This window comes from Glycomyces rhizosphaerae, from assembly GCF_042647865.1.
GTDB classification, from domain to species: Bacteria; Actinomycetota; Actinomycetes; order Mycobacteriales; family Micromonosporaceae; genus Glycomyces; species Glycomyces rhizosphaerae.
In genome coordinates this window covers 724,685-745,626 of record NZ_JBHRWO010000004.1, presented here as the reverse complement: position 1 = coordinate 745,626, position 20,942 = coordinate 724,685, and the positions used below count along the sequence as shown (strand labels likewise).

Below are 20,942 nucleotides of genomic sequence, written 5' to 3'. Positions count from 1 at the left end.
ACCGGGCCCCGCGCTGTTGCGCGGGGCCCGGTTCGCTTTGGCGTGCAGCGGGTCAGGTGCCGAAGTAGGCGGCGCGGACGACGTCGTCCTCGATGGTCTGACTGCCCGAGCCGGTGATGGTGACGCGGCCCTGCTGCATGACGAACGCGGTGTCGGCCTGGGCGAGGACGCCGGCGTTCTGCTCGACCATGAGCACGGTGACACCGCGCTGGTTGATGAGCTTCACCGCCGCGAAGACCTGCTCGGTGAGCTTGGGCGACAAGCCGAGTGACGCCTCGTCGATGAGGAGGAGGCGCGGCGAGCTCATCAGGCCCCGGCCGATGGCGAGCATCTGCTGCTCGCCGCCGGAGAGGGTCCCGGCCGTCTGGTCGGCGCGTTCTTCAAGGCGGGGGAAGATCTGGTAGACCTCCAGCAGATTCTTGCGGAGCCTGCGGGCGTCGCGGCGGATCGTCCACGCGCCCAGGCGCAGGTTCTGCTTCACCGTGAGGGCCGGGAACACATGGCGGCCTTCGGGAACGAGCACGATCCCGGCGCGGACCCGCGCACCGGGCGAGCCGGTGAGCGGCTTGCCGTCGTAGCGGATCTCGCCGCCCGTGACCGGGAGCAGCCCGGCGAGGGTCATGAGCGTGGTGCTCTTTCCGGCGCCGTTGAGCCCCAGCAGGACCGCGTTCGAGCCCTCGTCGACGTCCAGGCTCACGCCGTGGAGCACCGGCACCGAGCCGTAGCCGGCGCGCAGGTTCTCGACCTCAAGCAGTGCCATGGGAGGCTCCTTCGGGCTTCAGGGGCCACTCGGGCGGTTCGGTGGACTCCGCAACGCCGCCAAGGTAAGCGGCGATGACCTCGGGGTGTCGTTGGATCGCCTCAGGCTTGCCCTCGGTGAGCAGTTCGCCGAAGTTGAGCACGTAGACGTAGTCGCAGACCTCCGCCACGAGCGGCACGTGGTGCTCGATCATGAGGATGGTGAGCTTCAGGCGGTCGCGCAGTTCCCGGAGGGTGTCGCCGAGCCCCAGGGCCTCTTCGGGACTGAGGCCCGAGGCGGGCTCGTCGAGCAGCAGCATCTTCGGGTCGGAGGCGAGGGCCATGGCCATGTCGCAGGTCTTGCGCACGCCGTAGGGCAGTTCGCCGGTGCGTTCGTCGGCGACGTCCTCGAGGCCGAAGTACTCGACGATCTCGGCGGCGTCGCGGCGCAGTTCGCGCTCGCGGTGCCAGGTTCCGGCGAGGCCGAGCATGCCGGCCAGCGCCGAGTAGCCGCTGCGCTGGTGCTGGGCCAGCATGATGTTCTCGGTGACCGTGAGGGTGTCGATGACGCCGAGGTTCTGCCAGGTGCGGGCCATGCCGTGGCGGGCGCGGCGGTGGGTCGGCAGGTGGGAGACGTCGCGTCCGTCGAAGAAGACCCGGCCGCCTTGGGGCTGGTAGATCCCGGTGAGGCAGTTGAAGCACGAGGTCTTGCCCGCGCCGTTGGGGCCGATGAGGCCCACGATCTGGCCTTCGCGGACCGAGAGGGAGAGGTCGTTGAGGACCTGGAGGCCGCCGAAGCGGAGCATCAGGCCTTCCACTTTGAGGATCTGGCGGCGCTTCATGGCTTCCTCTTCTTTCCGCTGAGCCAGTTGGTCGCCGGGCGGAGCAGTTGGCCGAAGCCTCCGGGGAAGAACCGCAGCACGATCAGGAGCATCACGACCACGATGAACGGCGGCAGCACGTGGTAGACCGCCTCGTTGAGGAACGGCGGCTGCCACGGGAGCCCCGCTAGGAAGTTCGGGAGTGTCAAGGGCAGCAACGCGAAGAACGCCGAAGCGAGGATCACGCCGAGCCGGGAGCGGAGGCCGCCGACGACGGTCATGAGGACCCACACCAGCGCGACCTGGAATTCGAAGTCCATGGCCTGGACGATCTGGTTCCAGTGCGCGAAGAGGCCGCCCGCGAGCCCGGCGACCAGGCCGGAGAGGCTGAACGCGGCGAGCTTGTAGCCCGTGACGTTGACGCCCAGGGTGGAGGCGATCTGCTCGTTGTTGCGGACGGCGGCCAGTGCGCGTCCGGCTTTGGTCGAGACGAGCCGCCAGTCCAGGTACAGGACGAGTCCGAGCACACCGAGGCACAGCAGCGCGAAGGCGTGGTCGGAGGTGAGCACCTCGGGCCTGGGCGCGAAGGCGCCCGCGCCGCCGCCGGTGAACTCGCGCCAGTTGAAGATGGTGGTCTCGGCGGTGAGTCCGAAGGCGAGGGTGACGAGGGCGAGGTAGAGGCCGGTGACGCGCAGGGCGACGAGGCCGATGACGGCGGCGGTGAGCGCTCCGGCGACCGCCGCTGCGGCGAGGCCGAAGCCGAGCGGTGCGCCGAGGCGGGAGGCCATGAACGCGGCCGAGAACGCGCCGATGCCCACGAAAGCCTGGTGGCCCAACGAGATCTGCCCGGCGTGCCCGGTGAGCGTGTTGATCGAGAGGCCGATGATCGCATAGATCGCGGCGCGGCTGATGCGCTGCGCCCAGACGTCGCCGCCCAGCAGGAGCGGGAGCGAGGCGAGCGCGAGGAGGGCGATGACGACCGTGATGCGGAGGGCGAGGCCGAAGCGGCGCTGGACTTTCACGCGGGTGAGGACCATGGTTGCGGTGGCCATCTATGCCTCCTTCCCTAGCAGGCCTTGGGGTCGGATGAGGAGGACGAGCATGAGGAGGGCGAAGACGCCGAGTTCGGCGGCTCCGGGGACCTTCAGCTGCTGTCCGAGGTAGTAGATGCCGAGGTTCTGGACGACGCCGATGGCGAGGCCGCCGATGAAGGCGCCCGGCAGGCTCGTCATGCCGCCGAGGACGGCCGCCGCGAAGGCGGGGACGAGCATGGTGAGGGTCATGAATCCGGGCGTGAAGATCCCGACGGGCGCGTAGAGGAGCCCGGCGATGCCGCCGAGGAGCGAGGCCATGCCCCACACGAGGCGGGAGACGGCGACCGGGCTGATGCCGACCACTTGCGCGGCACGGGTGTCCTGTGAGGACGCGAGGACTGCGAGGCCGAGGTCGGTCTTGAAGAACCAGGCCATCGCCGCCGCGAGGACCGCCAGGACGGCCATCAGGATCAGCTGCTGCGGAAGGATGCCCGCGCCGAGGATGTTGACGCCGCCGCCTTGGATCAGGGGCGGCATCACGCGCGGGATCGGTTGTCCGATGAGGACGATGATGGCGATCGTGAAGAGCGCGACGCCGACCAGCGCCACGAGCATGATCGTCCGCGAGGAGGACTCCAGTGGTCGGACGATGACGCGTTCGACGATGAGGCCCATGGCGACCGCCGCCGCGAGGCCGCCGACGACGCCGACCCAGTAGGGCAGGCCGGCGCCGACGACGATCGCGAAGGCGGTGAACGCGGCGACGCCGCCGAATTCGCCTTGGGCGAAGTTGAAGACGCGTTTGGCCTTGTAGACCAGGACGATGCCGACGGCCAGGAGGCCGTAGACCGCGCCTTGGAAGAGGCCCAGTGCAAGGAAGGCGCCCATCTAGAACCCGTTCACGAAGGCGAAGTCGGTCTCGTAATGGCCGCCGCCGTCGCAGACGTTGCGCAGCACGCTCACCTGTGTGGCGCCGAACGGGTCGTCGCCGTAGTCGAGATCGGGGAAGACCCCGGTCGAGAACTTCTGGCCCGCAACGGCATCGAGGAAGAGCCCGCGGTCGAGGTCCGGCCCCGCCTTGTCGAGCATCTGGTGGAGCACTTTGGACTGGCCCCACATCATCCAGGTGACGTCGTCGGCCTCGATCCCGGCGGCGTCGGCCGCGGCGAGGAAGTCGGCGTCGTAGTCCCCCGCGTCGGCGAAGGCCGGCGTCGGGTTGAAGAAGCGGGCGCCCTCGGTGGAGCCGGCGGCGCTGCAGCCGGTGCTCGCGACCTGGTCGAGGCCCATGCTGACGCCGACGCCCACGTACTGGGGGCGGCAGCCGGAGGCGGCGGCCATCTCCAGGTAGAACGTGGGGCTGGTGAGCACGAAGACCACGTCGTAGTTCTTGACGGTGCCGGTGCACAGGTTCCCGGCGGCGGAGGAGCCGCGCTCGTTCTTGTCGGGCCGGAAGACGTCGACGCCGTCGAAGGCGCCGGTGAAGCCCTCCACGGCGTCGTCGAAGTTCGGGGTGTTCGTGACGACCGCGGCGACCTTGGAGGCGTCGGTGACGCCCAGTTCGTTCTTGATGTAGTCGGCGAGGATCGGCGTCTGCTGCTTGTAGGTCATCGAGGCCGCGAAGTAGGTGTCGAGCGAGCCCATGCCGGTCTCGGTGACCCCTGTGGACAGATAAGGGACGTCCTCGCCCGCCGCGTACTGGGCGCAGGCCTGGATCTGGTCAGTGCCGCCCGCCCCGAGCAGCATGAACGCCTTCTGCTCCTCGGCCATGGTCTGGCAGACCTGGCGGGCCGTGGAGGGCCGGTACTGGTCGTCGGCGAACACGGTCTCGACGGTGCGGCCGTGGATCTCGACCGGGCCGCCGCCGTTGCCGTACTGCCAGTAGAGGTCCTTGCCGGTCTCGAAGGACTCCTGCTTGAGCGGGGCCGCGCCGGTCAGGGGCGCGTGGATGCCGATGGTGATGGTGTCGGCCGTGACGCCGGTCGTGTCGCCGTTTCCGGCGTTGCCGTTGTCATTGCCGCCGCCTCCGCCGCCACCGCCGGAGTCGCCGCCCGCGCCGCCGCCGTCCCCGGAGGCGTCGGTGCCGTCGGTGCTCTCGGTGCCTTCGGTACCGGTGCCGTCGGTCCCTTCGAGGCCGGAGTTCTCGCCGCCTTGGGCGACGAAGTCGTCGTGCACGCCGGCGAACTGGCCGCACGCGGGGAGGACGAGCAGGGCGCCCGCCAAGAGCGCCAATGTGGTTCGGCCGCGCTTCTGGAGACCATGCTTCTGAAGACCGTGCGTCATGAGCGGTCCCCTCGTCCGGTGAGCTTCTGCCAGAGGCCGGCCGGGACCGGCATGGCCCAGCCGCGCTTGTCGAGGTTGTGGGCGCGGATGCGGTCGATCGCGCCGCCGCCGCCGGCCGTCGCGCCGGAAGCGCCCAGCGCCGAGTGCAGTAGGTAGGCGCCGACGAGCGCGGCGGGGATGAGGGTCCACACGTACCAGGGGGCCTTCGGCTCGAGGGGTTCGTAAGCGGCCGGGGCCAGCTCCTCGCCGGAGGCGGACTCCTCCGCGGCGGGCTCCTCGGCTTCGCCGCCGGAGCCGCCGCCGCCGCCCGAACCACCGCTGCTGCCGCCCGAGCTGCCGCCGCCGGTCGTGCCGTCGCCGGGATCGGTCGCGCCGTCGTCGGGGGCTTCGCCGGGCGTGAACGCGAAGGTCGCGGCGAGCCGGTAGGCGGTGGCGTCGTATTCGTTCACCGGGGTCTGCGTGTCGTCGCGCAGCGGGAGCTTGAGGTTGACCTGCCACGTGTCGACCGGGGTGGCCTCGTCCATGACGGGCATGAACATGACGCCGTAGTTCGCGAACGGGTCCTGGCCCCAGTCCTTCGCGAGGTCGGTCAGGTCGAACGTCCAAGTGGGGAGCGGGACCTCGACCGCGGGCGTCTCGGTGGTGCCGCCGTTCTCGATCGCCTCCTGGGTCGCGGCGATCAGCGCCTCCGCGTCGGCGACCTCCGCGGGGTCGGGCTCGGCGCGCTCGCCGACGACGCAGCCGTCGCCCACGGGCGGCTGGACGTCCCACATCTCGGCCTCGCCCGTGGTCCACGCCTCGGTGATCGGGCAGGCCTGCACCAGCTTGCCGGTGGGGTTGAACGTGGGCGAGTCGCCCGCGTCGTCGCCCTCGGCCACGGTGAGCTTGAAGTCGGTGATCTGGGAGCCCTCGGTGACGCCGCGTTCGGCGAGGTTGAAGCTGAGGGCGGCGATCTTGGTGTTCTCGCCCAGCTCGACGGCGACGGGCATCGTCGTCGCCGACTGCGGATTGGGCCACTCGACCTGCTGCGAGACCGAGCCGAGTTCGAGCGTCTCGTCGATCTGGCGGCTCCAATACCAGGAGACGCCGTCGACGCCATAGTCGTATTGCAGCTCTGTCGAACTTGAGTCCTCGCCGGAGGGCTCGTCCTGCGCCGCAGCCGGGGCGGGCCAGGCGAGGATCGTGAACGCCAGCGCCGCACTGGCATAGAGCGAAATCGAACCCGGTGAAAGGTGTCGGGGGATCATAGGGGGCACTCCCGAGACGGTGTCGCGCAGAACATGGCCTGCGTCATGTCATTGATGGGTTTAGATACACACCATAGGTCATAGTGACGATCGTCTCTACCCGTGAGTAGCATAAATTTCGGGAGCAGCCAGGGCAAAGCGCTCCCATTCCGAGCAAACGAAAGGGGCCCACCGCGAATGCGGTGGGCCCCTTTCGAAAAGCGTACGAGGAATTACTCCTCGGTCTTCTCCTCTTCCTCTTCCACCTCGGCGTCGGCCTCGGCGGCGGCCTTGCGGCCCGGGAAGAGGTCCTCCTCGGTGAGCTCGGTGCCGGAGGCGTCCACGATCGTGGCCTCCTTGACGACCTCTTCGAGGGCCAGCTGCTGGCGCAGCGAGGCCGCGACCTGCTGGAGGCCGCCGTTGGTGCGCAGCTCGTCCACGAACTTCTGGAACTGGTCCTGCGGGACGCCGCGCTGCTGGGCCTGGCGCACGACCTCGGCGGTCATGAGCTCGCCGGAGACCTCGAGCTCGCGCTCGCGGGCGATCTTGCCCAGGATGATCGACTGGCGCAGGCGGGCCTCGGAGTCGGCGACCATGTCGGCCTTGAACTCCTCCTCCGTCTTGCCCATGAGCTTCAGGTACTCGTCGAACTGCGCGATGGCCTCGGCGGTCTCGCCGTCGTGGCCGCCCTTCATGTGCATGATCTCGTGCTCGACGTCCTCGGCGACGACCTTCTCCGGCAGCGGCAGGTCGATGGCCTCGACCAGCGCCTCGAGGGTCTTCTGGCGGGCGTCGTTGGCCTTGCCGGTGCGGGCCTGGTTCTCCAGGCGCTCACGGGTCGAGTCGCGCAGTTCGGCGAGGGTGTCGAACTGGCTCGCCATCTCGGCGAAGTCGTCGTCCAGCTCGGGGAGCTCGCGCTCCTTGACCTGGGTGACCTTCACCGCGACCTCGGCGTTCTCGCCCTCCTGCTCACCCGCGAGGGTGGACTCGATGGTCTTCTCGTCGCCGGCGCTCATGCCGATGAGGGCCTCGTCCAGGCCGTCGAGCAGGTTGCCCGAGCCGACCTCGTGGCTCATGCCGGTGACGGAGCCGCCCTCGACCTCTTCGCCGTTCTGGGTGGCCAGCAGGTCGATGACGACGAAGTCGCCCTCGGCCGCGGCGCGCTCGACGGTCTTCAGCGACGAGAAGCGCAGACGCTGGGACTCGAGGTCCTTGTCCACGTCCTCCTCGGTGACACCCTCGGCCTCGACGGTGACCTTCAGCGAAGCGAAGTCCGGGAGCTCGAACGCGGGGGTCACGTCGGTCTCGACGACGAACTCGAAGGGCTTGCCCTCTTCGATCGGCTTGACCTCGGTCAGCTCGGGGCGGCCCAGCGCGTTGACGTCGTTCTCGGTGACGGCCTTGTTGAGGTTGGCCTGCACGGCGGGGTCCATCGCCTGCGCGTAGACCGACTCGCGGCCGATGCGCTGGTCGATGACCTGACGGGGCGCCTTGCCGGGACGGAACCCGGGGACGCGGACCTGCTGCCCGACCGTCTTGTACGCCTCGTTGATGAACGGCGCCAGCTCCTCGAACGGCACCTCGACCGACAGCCGCACCCTGGTCGGGCTCAGGGTCTCGACAGTGCTCTTCACAGACGTACTCCTCGATCAGAAATTCTTTGAATTGCCTTGCGTCGGCGCGGAGGGTTGCCACGGCCGCCTCGGTCTACCGGCAGCACGGCATCGACCCCCGCTCCGAACGAGTCTAGGCCGCCGTGCCATGCGGGCCCTCGCGGGTGTGGTCGATATCGCCGCTCGTCACCCGTTGCGGCGACTGCGGCCGGGCCGTTCCGCCAATGCCGAGATCGCCTAGACTACGCTCTGCAATCGTTCTCCGGAGGAGTCGGACAGCCCGCCCTCGGGCACCGCTTCGCGATGCCGCACCCCGAACAGGAGTGAACGCCGTGGTTTCCCCCGCAATCCTCGTCTTCACCAAGACCACCGGTTTCCGCCACGATTCGATCCCGGCCGGCGTCGAGGCGATCGAGCGGATCGCGGCCGAGCTGGGATACGAGACCGAGCACACCGAGGACGCGGCGGTCTACAACCCGCTCGACCTCGCCCGGTTCGAGGCCGTCGTCTGGCTCTCCCCCTCCGGCGACATCCTCGACGAGCTCGAACGGGCGGCGCTGGCCGACTACGTCACGGGCGGCGGCGGCTGGTGCGGCATCCACGCGGCCTCGACGGCCGAACGGTCCTGGCCGTTCTTCCGCGAGCTCGTGGGCGCCCGCTTCATCGGCCACCCGCCCGGCTGCACCCCCGGCGAGATCGACGTGGCGAAGCACGACCACCCCTCGACAGAGCACCTGCCGGAGCGCTGGTCGTGGACCGACGAGTGGTACAGCTTCGACGAGCGGCCCAAGGACGTCGAGGTGCTGCTGGAGGTCGACGAGGGCACCTACGACACCGCCGACCTCGCGATGGGCGCCCCCCACCCGATCGCCTGGCACCGCCGCCTGGAGGCGGGACAGTGCTTCTATACGGCGCTGGGCCACTCCGCGGAGGCCTACGAGGACGACGTGTTCCTCGCTCACGTCAAGGGCGGCCTCAGAAGTGTGTTGCCGCCCCGCTGAGGGCATGCGCTACACTCGTCTGCGTCCGCTTCGGCGGGCCGTGCGGGTGTAGCTCAATGGTAGAGTCTCAGTCTTCCAAACTGATTGCGCGGGTTCGATTCCCGTCACCCGCTCAGCACATCGAAGCCCTCGGCCGACAGGCCGAGGGCTTTCGTCGTCTCCGAGGCCCGCGAGCGCGGTGCATGAAAACCGCACATGGCGGGTATTTCCGTTCCGCTCGCCTCGCCAGGAGGCGACCGACGCACGAGGGGGCAAGGCCATGAGTAGCGATGTCGTCGATCTGATCATGCAGGACCACCGCGAAGTGGAGCGTCTGTTCGACAAGATGCGGGAGTTCCCGGACACCCGCCCGCTGGCAGCCCCGGTCCTGTCGGCGCTGCTCATCGCGCACAGCCGCGCCGAGGAGTCTGCGGTCTACCCGGCCGCGAAGGACGAGGCCGGCGACACCGAGGAGGTGGCGCACAGCCAGGAGGAGCACACCCAGGCCGAGGCGATGCTCAAGCGCCTGGTCGAGACCGATCCCGAGTCGGCGCAGTTCGGCGAGGTGCTCGCCGAGCTGGAGGACGCGGTCACCCATCACGTCGAGGAGGAGGAGTCGACCGTGCTCCCCCACATGAAGGAGCACCTCTCCGAGCAGCGGCGCATGGAGCTGGGCGAGGCGTTCGCGGCCAGCCGCGCCGAGCACCTCGGCGAACGTCCTGGCGAGGCCACGAAGGAAGAGCTCAAGTGGCAGGCCCACAACGTCGGCCTGACCGGGGCCTCGAGCATGGGCAAGGCGGAGCTCGCCAAGAAGCTGAAGGCCAAGACCGGCTGACCCGGGCCCGGCAGTTGTGAATCTGACTTATGGGTCGGGGCGCTGCAGCGCCCCGGCCCGAATGCGTCACAAGCGCGATCCCGCGATGTGAGGGTTCAGCACCGCTGCTTGATACGTTCCGAACGTGTCCGAGCCCGATATGTCGATCCGCCTGCGGCGCCTGGCCCTGCCGATCTACGGGCCCACGATCCTCATATCGATAGGCATGGGCGCGGTCATCCCGCTCATCGCCCTCTCCGCCCTCGACCTCGGCGCGACGGTGACGCAGGCGGCGATCATCGTGGGGCTCATCGGCTTCGGCCAACTCGTCGGCGATCTGCCGGCCGGGGCGCTCGCGCAGCGCTTCGGCGAGAAGCGGGTCCTCCTGGCCGCGTGCGTCCTCGAAGCGGGCGCGCTCATCATGGCCTCGCGCACGAGTTCGCTCGCGGTCCTGGCGGCGGCCGTGTTCGTGATCGGGCTGTCCTCGGCCGTGTTCGGACTGGCCCGCCACGCCTACCTCTCCGACGCCGTGGCGGTCGGCTTCAGGGCCCGGGCGATGTCGACGCTCGGCGGGACCTTCCGGATCGGCTCGTTCATCGGACCGTTCGTGGGCGCGCTCCTCATCGAGCAGTACTCGTTCGGGGCGACCTACGCGTTCGCGGCGGCCACGAGCCTCGCGGGCGGGCTCTTGAGCCTCGCGCTGCCGGACCTGCCCGCCGCCAGATCGGCCACCGTGCCGGAGAAGCGCAGCATGTGGTCGGTGCTGGCGGAGCACCGGAAGGTCCTTGCCACGATCGGCGTCGGCGTCTTCCTCATCATGATCGCCCGCGCCTCCCGCACGGCGGTCATCCCGCTCTGGGCCGAGTTCCAGGGGCTCGACGCGACCACCACGAGCATCATCTTCGGGATCTCGGCCGGGGTCGACATGCTGCTGTTCTACCCGGGCGGCGCGATCATGGACCGCTTCGGGCGCATGTGGGTGGCGCTGCCCGCGATGCTCGTCATGGGCGCCGGGTTCCTACTGCTGCCGCTGTCCGGGACCGCGGTCGCGATCGGACTCGTCGCGTGCTTCATGGGCCTGGGCAACGGGATCTCCTCGGGGATCGTGCTCACGCTCGGCTCGGACGTCGCCCCCGACGAGGGTCGACGCCAGTTCCTCGGCGGGTGGCGGTTGTGCGCCGACCTCGGCAACGTCGCGGGCCCAGGCCTGATCAGCCTCGTGTCCCTCGCCTTCCCGCTCGGCGCGGCCGCGATCGTGCTCGGCCTGGTGACCTGGTTCGGCGCGGGCTGGCTCGCGAAATGGGTGCCCGCGTACGACCCGGCGCGCCGGGAACGCGAGAAGGCTGCCGTCTAGGCCGAGCGCTGCTCGGTCCAGGCCGCGATGCCGCCCTCGGTGAGGATCATGTCCCAGGCGGCCTCGGCCGCGCCGAGGAGCGGGGCGTCGGGGCCGAGTGCGGATGGGACCACTCGCGGGGGGTCGTCGCGGCGGAAGCCCATGAGGCCGGCGCGGTATGAGGACACAAAGGACTCGGTCGCGGCTCGGCGGAGTTCCGGGGCGAGGCCGCCCAGACAGACGATCTCCGGGTCGAGGATGTTCACCAGCCCGGCGGTGCCGCGTCCGAGTACGGCGGAGCATTCCTCGACGGCCGCACGGGAATCCGGGTTCACCAGGGCTTCGATGAGGTACGCGCGCGGGTCCTCGGGCTCGTCTTCGCCCAGCAGTCGCGCCACGGCGCGGCCGTCGACCGCCACGTCCCAGCAGCCGTAGGCGCCGCAGGGGCAGGGCACGGCCGGGTCGCCCAGCGGGGCGTGGCCGAATTCGCCGCCCGCGCCGGTGGCGCCGGTGACGGCGTGGCCCTCGTCGACGAAGATGCCGCCGATGCCGACTTCGATGGTGAGGTAGAGGACGCTCCGACCCGGGTGGGATAGCCGGGCCTCGGCCAGTCCGGCCAGGGTGGCGTCATTGCCGAGTGCTTGCGGCACACCGGGAAGCAGTGGCTCGACTTCGAGGTCGCGCCATCCGAGCACACTGGACTGGACGATCGCGTTGCGCCGCACCGTGCCCGTCGCCGAGATCGAGACGGCCTGCACGCGACCGCTGTGCCGTGCCGCGAGAGTGCCTAGAGCGGAGCGGATGTCGGCGAAGACCCGTTCGGGGCGTTTGGAGGCGTGGCGGCCGGTGGTCGAGTCGACCAGGGTCCCTTCGAGATCGACGATGGCGGCGACCCAGTCCGCGAAGCGGAGGTCGACCACGGCGGCGAGCGGTCCGTCGGGGTGGGCGTGGAGGGTGGTCGTGGGGCGGCCCCGGCCCGAGGGCGGGGCGGGCGCCTCGGCGAGCAGGTCGAGGGCCCGGAGGCGGGCGGAGATCTCGGTGGCGGTGCCGCTGCCGACATGGAGGGCGCGGGCGGCTTCGGCGCGGGTGACTCCGGGCCGGGATCGGACGAGTTTCAGCAGGTCGAGCGCGCCGCTCCAGCGGGCGGCCTCGGCGCGGCCGACCTTTGCGGGCTCGGCGCTCGAGTCGTCTGCGGGAGCAGGGGTTCTGGCTTGCACTCGGGGACCTCCAGGAATTATCCTCGCGTTACGAGTTTATTTCTACCCCGGAGGGCTTCATGCGAAGCTACAGCAACCCCGAAGCCGTCCTGCTCGACATGGACGGCACACTGGTCGATTCCGACGGCGCGGTCGAACGCGCGTGGGCGTCCTGGGCCGTCGAGTACGGCGTCGACCCGGCGCTCGCTCTGGCGAACGCGCACGGCAACCCGGCCTCGACCACCGCCGCCAAGCTGCGGCCGGACCTCGACGAAGCGCAAGTGGCCGTGGCCGCCGGGCGGCAGCTCGAGTTCCAGTACGAAGACCTGGCCGATGTCGTGCCCACTCCCGGTGCGGAGCGGCTGCTCGCCGAACTGGACCGGATCGGACTGCCCTGGGCCGTGGTCACCAGCGCCGACGACCGCCTGGCGAAAGCCCGCCTCAAGGCCGCGGGCATCGCCCCCGCGCTGCTGTTCACATTCGAGGACGTCGAGCGCGGCAAGCCCGACCCCGAGGGGTACCTGTTGGCGGCCAAGGCCCTCGGCGTGGACCCGGCCGAGTGCCTCGTGGTCGAGGACTCCGAGCCGGGCCTGGCGGCGGGACGCGCCGCCGGCGCGATGACCGCGTCGCTGCGAGGCCTCGACGCCGACGTCAAACTGCACGACCTCGGGCACCTCGCGGATCTGCTGGTGTCCGATGGCCGTTAAGGAGCACGAGGTCGCCCACGCCCCGTCGCGCGAAGTGGGCCGGGTGGTCGGCTTCGCGCAGGCCGGGCTCGGGTACCTCGTGGCGAGCTTCGGCCCGTATCTGGCCGGGATCGCCGCCGAACTCGAACGCCCGCGCGGCGAACTCGTCTGGCTCACCATGACGTTCGGCGTGGGCCTGGTGCTGACGGCGATCACCGGCCCGAGCGTGCTCCGCGCGGGCACGGGCCGGGTGCTGCGCCTCGCGTGCGCGGGGATCGCGCTGGGCGCGGCCGCCATGGCGTTGTCGCCCGCGATGGCGCTGGCCGGGACGGGTTCGGTGCTGGTCGGGCTCGGTTGCGCCGTCATCGCATTGGCGACGCCGTCGCTGCTGCGGGGACCGGGCGCGGCGAAGCGACTGGTGGTGGCGGTCGGTGTCGCCAGCGCGGCCGGGGTGTGCGCGCCGCTGGCGTTCGGGGCCTTGGAGACGATGGGCCTGCCGGGTCGGTGGGCGATCCTGGTGCCGGTCCCGGTGCTGATCGCGGCGGTGGTGCATCGGTCGGTGCGGGGGCCCGAGGACGGATCGTCGGCGCAGGGGCGCATCCCGGTCGGTCCGGCCGTGTCGGGCTGGTCGGGGATCGTGCTGGGCGTCGCGTGCGAGTTCTGCTTCGTGGTGTGGGGTGTGGCCCGGCTGGTGGACACCGGTGTGGCGCTTGGGGTCGCGTCGGCGCTGGGCGCGAGTTTCGGGATCGGGATGGCGGTGGGGCGGCTGGTCGGGCCGCGGTTCGTGGACCGGTCGTGGGCGGTGGGCGCCGCGGCGGGCCTGACGATGGCCGGGACGGTGATCGTCTACTTGGGAGAGGATCCGTACACGGTGACTGCGGGGATCGCGGTCGCGAGTGTGGGGATCGCGCCGCTGTATCCGATCATGTTGGGGCGTTTGGTGTCCGTGCCGGATCTGTCGGATCGGCATTCGGCGTCGATCGGGTCGCTCGCTTCGGGGACGGCGATCTTGACGGCTCCGGCGGCGCTGGGCCTGCTCGACGCGGGGATCGGGTTGCGGGAGGCGTTCCTGCTGCCCATTCCGTTGATGGTGGCGCTGCTGCTCTTGTCGAGGCGCAGGTAGCGAGGAGGCCCCGAACCGCACCGGTTCGGGGCCCTTCATCGCGTCTACTCGTCCTCGTTCTTCTTCTTGGCGGCCGAGAGGGAACCGGCGTGGGCCTTCTCCTCGGGGCTCAGGCGGGTCTTGATGAGGCTCGCGATGATGACCACGATGAGGATGCCGATGACGACGCCGAGGCTGAGCGGGGTCGGGATCTCGGGGATCGACGGGTTGATGTCGACGTGGGCCCAGTGCAGGATCAGCTTGACGCCGATGAACAGCAGGATGAGCGAGAGGCCCGTCGAGAGGTAGACGAGGCGGTCGAGCAGGCCCTTGACGAGGAAGAAGAGGGCGCGCAGGCCCAGCAGTGCGAAGGCGTTGGCGGTGAAGACGACGTACGCCTCCTGCGTGACGCCGAAGACGGCCGGGATGGAGTCGAGCGCGAAGAGCAGGTCGACCGAGCCGATGGCGATGAGGACGATGAACAGCGGGGTGAAGAGCCGCTTGCCGTCCACTTTGGTGACGAGCTTGCCGTCGACGTAGTCGGCGGTGATGGGCAGGAAGCGGCGGGCGCCGCGGACCATCACGTTCGATTCGATGTCGGGGTCCTCGTCGCGGTGCCGGAAGAGCTGCACGGCCGTGTAGACCAGCAGCAGGCCGAACAGCAGGAACATGAACGAGAACGAGTTGATGAGGGCCGCGCCGAGGGCGATGAAGATGGCGCGCATGATGAGCGCGAGCACGATGCCGAAGGTGAGCACCTTGTGCTGGTGGTGGTCGGGGACCGCGAACGTGGTCATGATGATGACGAACACGAAGAGGTTGTCGACCGAGAGGCTCTTCTCGATGATGTAGCCGGCGAAGTACTCGGTGCCGGCCGCGTTCCCGTGGGCCATGCCGAACCAGATGCCGAACCCGATCGCGACGGCGATGTAGAAGACCGACCAGGCCGTGGCCTCTTTGAACCCGACGTGGTGGGGGCGCAGTGCCGCCAGGATGAGGTCCACCGCCAGAAGGGCGATGATGAAACCGATGGTCACTGCCCAAGTGAGTGGGCTGATATCGAGCACGCTTCCTCCGTCAGATTGCCATCATCACGACTGCAGGGCTGACATCACCCTGCAAGTGCCCGCATCCTAACGGCCCCCGATCGCGTTGGTCACGTGTACCCCGAAAGGCCGTGACCCCGACCAAAGCACGGCCGGGGTCACACTGCCGGCGATTCGGTGTTTCCGGTCAGGCCGCGGGGACGAGGCAGCTCAGCGGCGGGGCGATGAGCGAGCAGATCGATTGGCGCACGACGGGTTCGTAGTCGCCGGGAACACCGCCGCCCGAGATGACGTCGGTGTAGGCGCCGACGCCGTCGGTGGGCTTGCGTTCCAGGTCGGGGTCGTTCAGGACGTCCACGGTGTACAGACCGAAGCGCGGCGTGTAGGAGCCCCATTCGTAGTTGTCGGTGATGGACCAGTAGTTGTAGCCGATGACGTCGATGCCGTCCTCGACCGCGCGCTGGATCCAGTAGACGTGGTCCTCGATGAACTCGGCGCGGCTCAGGCCGTCGGGCCGTTCGGCGTTGTCGTGGGTGGCCATGCCGTTCTCGACGATGTACAGCGGCAGATCGGGGAACTTATCGCCGTAGTAGCGGAGGGCGTAGTAGATCCCGTCGGGCTGGGCGTCGGCGAGTTCACCGGTGATGGCGCGGGCGGCGGTGAGGTTGTCGAGGCTCAGGCCCATGTAGTAGTCGATGCCGACGAAGTCGAGCTTCCCCGCGATCCTGTCGATGAACGCGGCGTCGAAGAGCCACGGCGACAAGGGGATGAACGCGAGGTTGGAGGTGACCATCGCGTCGGGGTTCGCGGCGTGGATGAGGTCGTAGGCCGCGTTGTGCGCCTTGGCGAGTCGGTCGAAGATCCACGGAGCGTCGAACCAGGTCGCGGCCTTGTTGTCGATCTCGTGGTAGACGTACAGGGTCGCCTCGTTGAAGGTGACCCACATGGCGCCGGTGTCGGCGTAGCGGTCGACGATCCGCTCGGTGTAGGCGGTGAAGTCCCGCAGGGTCTCGTCGCTCTTCCAGCCGCCCTGGTCGGCGACCCAGCCGGGGTGGACCCAGTGGTTGAGGGTGATCATCGGCGTCATGCCGGCGTCGAGGACGTGCTGGACGACGTCGTCGTAGTAGGCGAGTTCAGCCTCGTCCCACTCCCCCGGCACGGGTTCGACGCGGGCCCATTCGATGCCGAAGCGGTAGACCTCGACGCCCATGTCGGCGGCCAGCGCGATGTCCTCGGCGTACCGGTTGCGGAAGTCGACGGCGTTCCCGACGTGCTCTTTGTTCTGGGAGTAGCGGAGCCAGTTGCTGTCGGGATTGGAGCCTTCGGATTGGAATCCGGATGAGGAGACGCCCCAGAGGAAGTCGTCAGGAAGCGGCGCGACCTCGTCGGCGGCGGAGGCGGGTGCGGCCGCGAGCAGGGAGGTGAACACGACCAGGCAGGCCAGGAGTCGGCCGAAGATGCGCATGGGGGAATGCTCCGTTTCTCCCCCGTTTTGTGCCCTCACATCATAGACATCGGCGGGCCCTCAAGGGAATACCGAGGAGTAACTCTCCCGGGGCGGAGCTGAATCCTTTGAGGGCGGCGAGCTGGTCGCGGGTGAGCGGCAGGGTCCGGTTGGCGCTCTTGGGGTAGATCTCGGAGGCGTGCCAGTGCTCGGCGCGGACGCTGGTGGCGACGCCGATGCGGCGCATGTAGGCGCGCAGCGCCTGTGTCAGCTCGAAGGCGTCGAAGAGGTGGACGTGGTCGATGGTCCAGGGCCGGTGCGCCCCGGCGGATCGGACGGGGGCGCTGCGCGGGCCGGTCATGACCAGGTAGTACTCGAGTTCATCGGAGTCGGTCATGTCGAGCAGGCCCTCATTGCGGGTGTAGTGCTTGACGTTCACGGTGCGGCCGGCGAGCGGGCCGCTGCGGAACCGGCCGTCGATGGTCTTGTTGGCGGCCGGTTCGAGTTCGATGTCGAAGATCTGGGCGGCGATCCAGTCGGAGAGGTGCCCGTGGACCACGGGGCGGCCGACGATGTCGGCGATGCGGGCGTCGATCTCGTTGCGGTGGCGCAGGAGCATGGCGATCGACTTGAGTCCTGCTTCATCCATCTGCGCTCCTAGGGTTCGGGCCCTCAGCGTTCATCGTACCGATGCAGCAGAGGAGGTAACGGTATGCAGTTTGGTCCAGCCACGCGGGCCGGGTCGAATCTCGACCAGGCATCGACCTGCACCGTCCTCTCAGGTGGCCGGCGTCGGTGCATGTCGGCCTTTCCGCCACCCGACACTCCGGACGCCAAGGTGGCCTCCAAGGCGAATGTCGTCGCTGGGACCATCGGCGTGATTGCGACGGCGGGCTTTGCCGCGCTGGACGCTCCTCCGGTGTTCGCGCAGATCGCCGGCTACTGCGCCGAACGCGGCACACGATCGCTGACCGGTGATCTGGTCGCAGATGCAAATCGCAGGCGGGCGTTGGTCATCGACAGTCTCCGCGTTCCTTCTGGGAGACATGCGCTACTGCGCGAAGAAGAACGTGGTTTCTTTGTGCGACTCGGTGGACATTCTCCTGAAGCAGCAGCATTCCGAGGAACGCCTTGAGGCCCTAATCGATCAGTTGCTGCCGGAGAAGCCGCCGAAGGAGGACTTCCCGTTCGAGCCGCAGGCTATCGCCCCGAACGACTCCCCTTCGTCGTTCGCGGGTCTCGGCGAAGAGGCGACCTCTAAGAACTGGTTTCGAGTTACCTGCTGAGGTTCTGCGTGAAGCGTCGGCAGACGTGGACGCGTGCGAACTGTTTCCGGATCGTCGCTTCCTCGTCGAGCTTTGCGTGGAGGAAGGCTTTAATCGGGCGCAGGCCCGATCGTCGTTCGGCGATGGCGCGGTCCGGTTCGGCTGTGTCGGTGTAGTAGTCGGCGTAGACGTGCAGGTAGTGGTCGGTCTCGGAGAACCCGTTGGATCGGTACCAACGCAAGGTCGATGGGTCGTCCCTGGTCCATGCATCCAGCGTTGCGACCTTCAGTGCCAGAAGACGGTCGGTCGCCTCCTGGAGGAGGGCGTGGCCGATGCCTTGGGATTGGTGGTCGGGATGGACTGCGATGGTGTCGATGGTGGCCGATTCGCCTTCGATGGTGATGTCGAGGATGCCCCGGATCTCGCCGCTCGAGTCGGCGGCGACCAGCTCCAACCCCGGTGGCGGGGCGGCGGGCTTGGCGGTCTGGACGTCGTCGAAGTAGGCGGTGTGCAAGAACGACAGGACACGGCAGCGCAGCCAGGCGCTCTCATCCGATGCCAGGTATCGCCGTATGCCGTGGTCCATGTCGTTGCTCCTCGATCAGGGGTCAGGTTCTCAGGGCGGCTTCGCCCTCAGCTCCGCGCGATCACATCGAGGATTGTGCGCGGTCCCCGGGCAGCGGGACAAGAACATTTCATAGAGTGCTCCTCAGCTGATGTGGGTCAGTCGTCTCCAGCAGATGAGGCTCGCAGCGAGTTTGGTGAAGCCCTGATGCATGAACAGGTGGCGGTCCCAGCGGACGGCGAGGCGTTTGAACTGGTGGAGATGGGCGATGGCTTGCTCGACCACCCATCGGATGGTGCCCAGGCTTTTTTGGCCCTTGTCCACTACCGGCCCTTGGACGTCGGCAGGTCCCGCACCGTCCTGTTCACCCTGCATAGCCGGGCCCGCGAAGACCATTTCCACGCCGGTGCTGCCCGCGAGGCACTGGAATTCCCGGTCGCCACCGCCCTCACCACTGCAGTAGAAGCCCGCCCAACCGGAGCCCACTGGCGGCTCATCGGCTACGGCAAACGGCTCACCCTTGCTGACATTGCCCACCGGTCCGAACTGCCGTAACCGAACTGCCACGAACAACCCTTACGGCCGGGTCCAACGAACCGGCCTTACGACCTGCCCCGCGCCCGGCCCCATGACTACGCCGCCGCAATTATGGCCAATACCACCAGGTCGCGCACGCTGTTCCGTTACCAGAGCAACCCGAATTCATGCCCCCGAAGGCGCCACGGAACGCTACTCGGATGAGCTCACGATGAACATGTACACAGGTTCCCCCGAGCTGTACTTGCTGTCGGCAAGTTCGTGAACCTCGACGAGGTACTCCTCACCGAAGGCGAGCTCCGTGTGCGATCCGGTTCGCACCTGGGCGAACGGTCCGCACACCGGGTCTTCGCTGATGTCGGGAACAGCGAAGCATCCGTATTCTGGCCAGGCCTGTTCTTGGGACTCGTAGGTTGCGGGCCCGTCGTATACCAGAGAGCCGTTGTCAGACAATTTGAACCCAAGTATCACCATGACCACCACGAGCGCAGCTACTGCAGCGCCGATCAGGAGTTCTTTGCCGGTTATTTCGAGATAGGAGTGGTTGATCCCTCCGCGGTGCAGCTTCATGGCGGTTCCCCCTTCGATTGCGGAAGTAATGCAGGTCGCCACGTTCGGTTCAGTGGGCAGCAGCGTTCGAATACCGTAGTGGCCGGAACGGTTGATCTCGGTTGCTTCTGCGTGGCTCTGGATTCTCGATTGGTGCGTTCGCGGCGCCGAGACTCGGCGAGAGGCCCGCCAAGACCGACCAGCGGAGGCGATGTTCCCAGCCAATGTTCGGCATTCCTGCGCTGACCATGAGGTGCCAGATCTCGTTGCAGGTCAACGGGATCATATCCGGCTCGACTGCCGTGGTCTCAATGGCGCGGGCGGTGGTGAGGAAGGCGTAGGCGAGCATGGCGACCCTCGGGATCGTCGCCGTCCACGAGAAGCCCGTGGAGGTGCCTTTCGGCGACCTGCTCGACGCCGAGGTGAACATCGTCTTCTCGATGGGATACCCGGACGAGATCTTCCAGGTCACCCAGGAGATCGCCGAGAACTGGGAGAAGTTCGCCGTCATCGTCAGCGACACCTTCCCCTTCAAGGACGCCGAAGAGGCGTTGCAGGTGGCCGCCACTCCGGGCGCGGCCGACAAGGTCGTGGTGACCTTCGACTAGGTCGAGGGGGATTCGAGGCCGTCGAGGGCCGCGTCGAGGATGCGGCCGATGGCCTGCAGGCGGTCGGCCATCGCCTCAGGATCGAGCGGGTCCTCCCCCGAGTCGAGCCAGGCGCTCAGCAGGGCCGTGCCGCCGCCGGTGATGAACACGGCCAGGTCGTCGGCTTCTCGGGGTGGGAGCGTCTCGCCGAAGCGGGCGAGGAGGGATTCGCGTCGCAGCGGTGCGAGCAGGCCGCTGACGACCTGGTTGAGCGCGAACGCGCTCGCCGTCGTGAACATCGCGCGGTAGAAACCCTGGTGGGCGGCGAAATGTCGGGCGACCGTGAGCGCGCGGACGCGGCCGACGGCCTCCCCTGGGGCGGTCTCCAAGGGTTCGGCGAGTTCGCGGCGGGCCAGGTCGAGGGCCGCTTCGAGGAGGAGGTTGTCGCGGTCGCCGTAGTGGAGGTAGACGAGTTGTCGGCTCACTCCGGCGGCATCGGCGATGTCCGATACCGGGACGTTCGCGGTGCCGCGCGCGCTGATCAGCGCGATCGCGGCGCCCAGCAGGGCGGCGCGGGTTCGTCGCACCCGGCGGTCTTTGGCGGGTTGCGGAGGATCGAAACTCACCCGACGAGGTTAGACACCGGGCAATCGATCGACAAATCGTTCGACAGTCGGCGCTAGTCGAAGCCGAGGGCGTCCACGTAGTACCAGGCGCCGCCTATGCGTTCGAAGACGCTGTTCTCGGTTTGGGAGCCAGGGCCTTCGGCGTCGGTGTAGTCGGCGCGGAAGCGAACGGTGCCTTGGGTGTGGAGCGGGGAGCCGCCGGTGGTCCCGAGGATCTCGAGGCCGGTGAAGCGGCGGCCGTCGGTGCCGAGGTCGAGCCGTTCGGGGCGGGTCTCGGGATGCCAGGTGCGCAGGAGGTAGGCCTCGTCACCGAGGGCGAAGGCGCTGTAGCGCGATCGCATCAGGGCCTCGGCGGTGGGAGCCTTCGCGGTCCCCGCGTGCAGCGGCCCGCAGCAGGCGTTGAACGCGGCGCCGGAGCCGCACGGGCACGGGCGCGACTTGGGTGAGCGTCTGGGCATGACGGGATTGTGCCGCAGACGCGGGACCGGCCCGCGGGTGGT

The 20,942-nt window shown here is 68.7% G+C and carries 23 protein-coding genes, 1 tRNA gene and 1 pseudogene; 9 read left to right on the top strand and 16 right to left on the bottom strand.

Annotation, left to right across the window (positions count from 1 at the left end; genetic code table 11):
• Positions 1-52: 52 nt before the first annotated feature.
• The 7 genes from ACFO8M_RS04380 to tig all read right to left on the bottom strand — a co-directional run bounded on the left by ACFO8M_RS04380 (position 53) and on the right by tig (position 7,733).
• Positions 53-760 (bottom strand): ABC transporter ATP-binding protein, encoded by a 708-nt coding sequence (locus tag ACFO8M_RS04380; RefSeq protein ID WP_387971002.1) that lies wholly within the window; start codon positions 758-760, stop codon positions 53-55.
• The gene (locus ACFO8M_RS04375; protein WP_387970999.1) at positions 747-1,580 is read right to left on the bottom strand and encodes an ABC transporter ATP-binding protein; all 834 of its coding nucleotides are present in this window, start codon (positions 1,578-1,580) and stop codon (positions 747-749) included. Before ACFO8M_RS04375 ends, ACFO8M_RS04380 begins: the two co-directional genes overlap by 14 nt.
• Entirely contained in the window at positions 1,577-2,611 is a 1,035-nt protein-coding gene (locus ACFO8M_RS04370; protein WP_387970997.1) for a branched-chain amino acid ABC transporter permease, read from the bottom strand. The genes ACFO8M_RS04375 and ACFO8M_RS04370 overlap by 4 nt, the downstream gene beginning before the upstream one ends.
• Positions 2,612-3,481: a branched-chain amino acid ABC transporter permease gene (locus ACFO8M_RS04365; RefSeq protein WP_387970994.1), complete on the bottom strand. Its 870-nt coding sequence runs from the start codon at positions 3,479-3,481 to the stop codon at positions 2,612-2,614.
• Positions 3,482-4,873, bottom strand: a complete 1,392-nt coding sequence (locus ACFO8M_RS04360) for an ABC transporter substrate-binding protein (RefSeq protein WP_387970991.1) — start codon at positions 4,871-4,873, stop codon at positions 3,482-3,484.
• Complete coding sequence (locus ACFO8M_RS04355) at positions 4,870-6,120, bottom strand: hypothetical protein (RefSeq protein WP_387970988.1); 1,251 nt, start codon at positions 6,118-6,120, stop codon at positions 4,870-4,872. Before ACFO8M_RS04355 ends, ACFO8M_RS04360 begins: the two co-directional genes overlap by 4 nt.
• Before the next feature lie 212 nt (positions 6,121-6,332).
• The gene (gene tig, locus ACFO8M_RS04350; protein ID WP_387970985.1) at positions 6,333-7,733 is read right to left on the bottom strand and encodes a trigger factor; all 1,401 of its coding nucleotides are present in this window, start codon (positions 7,731-7,733) and stop codon (positions 6,333-6,335) included.
• A gap of 311 nt (positions 7,734-8,044) precedes the next feature.
• On the opposite strand from tig, the gene ACFO8M_RS04345 reads away from it, so the two are divergent.
• From ACFO8M_RS04345 to ACFO8M_RS04330, 4 genes are all read left to right on the top strand, one after another.
• Entirely contained in the window at positions 8,045-8,713 is a 669-nt protein-coding gene (locus tag ACFO8M_RS04345; RefSeq protein ID WP_387970983.1) for a ThuA domain-containing protein, read from the top strand.
• A gap of 42 nt (positions 8,714-8,755) precedes the next feature.
• Positions 8,756-8,826, top strand: a tRNA-Gly gene (locus tag ACFO8M_RS04340).
• A 146-nt stretch (positions 8,827-8,972) separates the two neighbouring features.
• Entirely contained in the window at positions 8,973-9,527 is a 555-nt protein-coding gene (locus ACFO8M_RS04335) for a hemerythrin domain-containing protein (protein WP_387970980.1), read from the top strand.
• Between the two features lie 124 nt (positions 9,528-9,651).
• A complete protein-coding gene (locus ACFO8M_RS04330; RefSeq protein WP_387970978.1) occupies positions 9,652-10,860 on the top strand; it encodes an MFS transporter in 1,209 nt (402 codons plus the stop codon).
• On the opposite strand, the gene ACFO8M_RS04325 is transcribed toward ACFO8M_RS04330, so the two are convergent.
• Entirely contained in the window at positions 10,857-12,056 is a 1,200-nt protein-coding gene (locus tag ACFO8M_RS04325; protein ID WP_387970975.1) for an ROK family protein, read from the bottom strand. The genes ACFO8M_RS04330 and ACFO8M_RS04325 overlap by 4 nt on opposite strands.
• A 59-nt stretch (positions 12,057-12,115) precedes the next feature.
• On the opposite strand from ACFO8M_RS04325, the gene ACFO8M_RS04320 reads away from it, so the two are divergent.
• Both ACFO8M_RS04320 and ACFO8M_RS04315 read left to right on the top strand, forming a co-directional pair.
• Entirely contained in the window at positions 12,116-12,742 is a 627-nt protein-coding gene (locus ACFO8M_RS04320; protein WP_387970973.1) for an HAD-IA family hydrolase, read from the top strand.
• Positions 12,732-13,844 carry an MFS transporter gene (locus tag ACFO8M_RS04315; RefSeq protein WP_387970970.1) on the top strand — a complete coding sequence of 371 codons (1,113 nt, stop codon included), beginning with the start codon at positions 12,732-12,734 and terminating at the stop codon, positions 13,842-13,844. The genes ACFO8M_RS04320 and ACFO8M_RS04315 overlap by 11 nt, the downstream gene beginning before the upstream one ends.
• 44 nt (positions 13,845-13,888) lie before the next feature.
• Here the strand turns inward: ACFO8M_RS04315 and ACFO8M_RS04310 are convergent, their stop codons facing one another.
• The 3 genes from ACFO8M_RS04310 to ACFO8M_RS04300 form a co-directional block, all read right to left on the bottom strand.
• Entirely contained in the window at positions 13,889-14,890 is a 1,002-nt protein-coding gene (locus ACFO8M_RS04310) for a TerC/Alx family metal homeostasis membrane protein (RefSeq protein ID WP_387970967.1), read from the bottom strand.
• A gap of 166 nt (positions 14,891-15,056) precedes the next feature.
• On the bottom strand, positions 15,057-16,334 hold the full coding sequence (locus ACFO8M_RS04305; RefSeq protein WP_387970963.1) for a glycoside hydrolase family 1 protein: 1,278 nt from the start codon (positions 16,332-16,334) through the stop codon (positions 15,057-15,059).
• 40 nt (positions 16,335-16,374) lie between these two features.
• On the bottom strand, positions 16,375-16,962 hold the full coding sequence (locus tag ACFO8M_RS04300; protein ID WP_387970960.1) for a hypothetical protein: 588 nt from the start codon (positions 16,960-16,962) through the stop codon (positions 16,375-16,377).
• Between the two features lie 325 nt (positions 16,963-17,287).
• Between ACFO8M_RS04300 and ACFO8M_RS04295 the strand changes: the two genes are divergently transcribed.
• Complete coding sequence (locus ACFO8M_RS04295; protein ID WP_387970957.1) at positions 17,288-17,599, top strand: hypothetical protein; 312 nt, start codon at positions 17,288-17,290, stop codon at positions 17,597-17,599.
• Here ACFO8M_RS04295 and ACFO8M_RS04290 read toward each other — a convergent pair.
• Positions 17,589-18,164, bottom strand: a complete 576-nt coding sequence (locus tag ACFO8M_RS04290) for a GNAT family N-acetyltransferase (protein ID WP_387970954.1) — start codon at positions 18,162-18,164, stop codon at positions 17,589-17,591. The two genes, ACFO8M_RS04295 and ACFO8M_RS04290, sit on opposite strands and share 11 nt — an antisense overlap.
• Before the next feature lie 186 nt (positions 18,165-18,350).
• Between ACFO8M_RS04290 and ACFO8M_RS04285 the strand changes: the two genes are divergently transcribed.
• Entirely contained in the window at positions 18,351-18,698 is a 348-nt protein-coding gene (locus tag ACFO8M_RS04285) for a hypothetical protein (protein WP_387970951.1), read from the top strand.
• Between the two features lie 174 nt (positions 18,699-18,872).
• Here ACFO8M_RS04285 and ACFO8M_RS04280 read toward each other — a convergent pair whose 3' ends face one another.
• Together ACFO8M_RS04280 and ACFO8M_RS04275 are read right to left on the bottom strand one after the other, a co-directional pair.
• Entirely contained in the window at positions 18,873-19,250 is a 378-nt protein-coding gene (locus ACFO8M_RS04280; protein WP_387970948.1) for a hypothetical protein, read from the bottom strand.
• Positions 19,251-19,299: 49 nt separating this feature from the next.
• Positions 19,300-19,578 (bottom strand): hypothetical protein, encoded by a 279-nt coding sequence (locus ACFO8M_RS04275; RefSeq protein WP_387970945.1) that lies wholly within the window; start codon positions 19,576-19,578, stop codon positions 19,300-19,302.
• Position 19,579: 1 nt separating this feature from the next.
• Here ACFO8M_RS04275 and ACFO8M_RS04270 point away from each other — a divergent pair.
• Positions 19,580-19,837: pseudogene (locus tag ACFO8M_RS04270) on the top strand (theronine dehydrogenase); the annotation flags it as partial.
• Here ACFO8M_RS04270 and ACFO8M_RS04265 read toward each other — a convergent pair.
• Positions 19,834-20,403: a TetR/AcrR family transcriptional regulator gene (locus tag ACFO8M_RS04265; protein ID WP_387970942.1), complete on the bottom strand. Its 570-nt coding sequence runs from the start codon at positions 20,401-20,403 to the stop codon at positions 19,834-19,836. The pseudogene ACFO8M_RS04270 and the gene ACFO8M_RS04265 overlap by 4 nt on opposite strands.
• Before the next feature lie 92 nt (positions 20,404-20,495).
• Complete coding sequence (locus tag ACFO8M_RS04260) at positions 20,496-20,900, bottom strand: YchJ family protein (RefSeq protein ID WP_387970940.1); 405 nt, start codon at positions 20,898-20,900, stop codon at positions 20,496-20,498.
• Between the last annotated feature and the right edge of the window lie 42 nt (positions 20,901-20,942).

Coding starts and splice junctions, on each gene's coding strand:
- ACFO8M_RS04380 (WP_387971002.1), bottom strand. CDS start 760: ATGGCACTGCTTGAGGTCGAGAACCTGCGCGCCGGCTACGGCTCGGTG.
- ACFO8M_RS04375 (WP_387970999.1), bottom strand. CDS start 1,580: ATGAAGCGCCGCCAGATCCTCAAAGTGGAAGGCCTGATGCTCCGCTTC.
- ACFO8M_RS04370 (WP_387970997.1), bottom strand. CDS start 2,611: ATGGCCACCGCAACCATGGTCCTCACCCGCGTGAAAGTCCAGCGCCGC.
- ACFO8M_RS04365 (WP_387970994.1), bottom strand. CDS start 3,481: ATGGGCGCCTTCCTTGCACTGGGCCTCTTCCAAGGCGCGGTCTACGGC.
- ACFO8M_RS04360 (WP_387970991.1), bottom strand. CDS start 4,873: ATGACGCACGGTCTTCAGAAGCATGGTCTCCAGAAGCGCGGCCGAACC.
- ACFO8M_RS04355 (WP_387970988.1), bottom strand. CDS start 6,120: ATGATCCCCCGACACCTTTCACCGGGTTCGATTTCGCTCTATGCCAGT.
- ACFO8M_RS04335 (WP_387970980.1), top strand. CDS start 8,973: ATGAGTAGCGATGTCGTCGATCTGATCATGCAGGACCACCGCGAAGTG.
- ACFO8M_RS04320 (WP_387970973.1), top strand. CDS start 12,116: ATGCGAAGCTACAGCAACCCCGAAGCCGTCCTGCTCGACATGGACGGC.
- ACFO8M_RS04315 (WP_387970970.1), top strand. CDS start 12,732: ATGGCCGTTAAGGAGCACGAGGTCGCCCACGCCCCGTCGCGCGAAGTG.
- ACFO8M_RS04305 (WP_387970963.1), bottom strand. CDS start 16,334: ATGCGCATCTTCGGCCGACTCCTGGCCTGCCTGGTCGTGTTCACCTCC.
- ACFO8M_RS04300 (WP_387970960.1), bottom strand. CDS start 16,962: ATGGATGAAGCAGGACTCAAGTCGATCGCCATGCTCCTGCGCCACCGC.
- ACFO8M_RS04290 (WP_387970954.1), bottom strand. CDS start 18,164: ATGGACCACGGCATACGGCGATACCTGGCATCGGATGAGAGCGCCTGG.
- ACFO8M_RS04285 (WP_387970951.1), top strand. CDS start 18,351: ATGCATGAACAGGTGGCGGTCCCAGCGGACGGCGAGGCGTTTGAACTG.
- ACFO8M_RS04280 (WP_387970948.1), bottom strand. CDS start 19,250: ATGAAGCTGCACCGCGGAGGGATCAACCACTCCTATCTCGAAATAACC.
- ACFO8M_RS04275 (WP_387970945.1), bottom strand. CDS start 19,578: ATGCTCGCCTACGCCTTCCTCACCACCGCCCGCGCCATTGAGACCACG.
- ACFO8M_RS04260 (WP_387970940.1), bottom strand. CDS start 20,900: ATGCCCAGACGCTCACCCAAGTCGCGCCCGTGCCCGTGCGGCTCCGGC.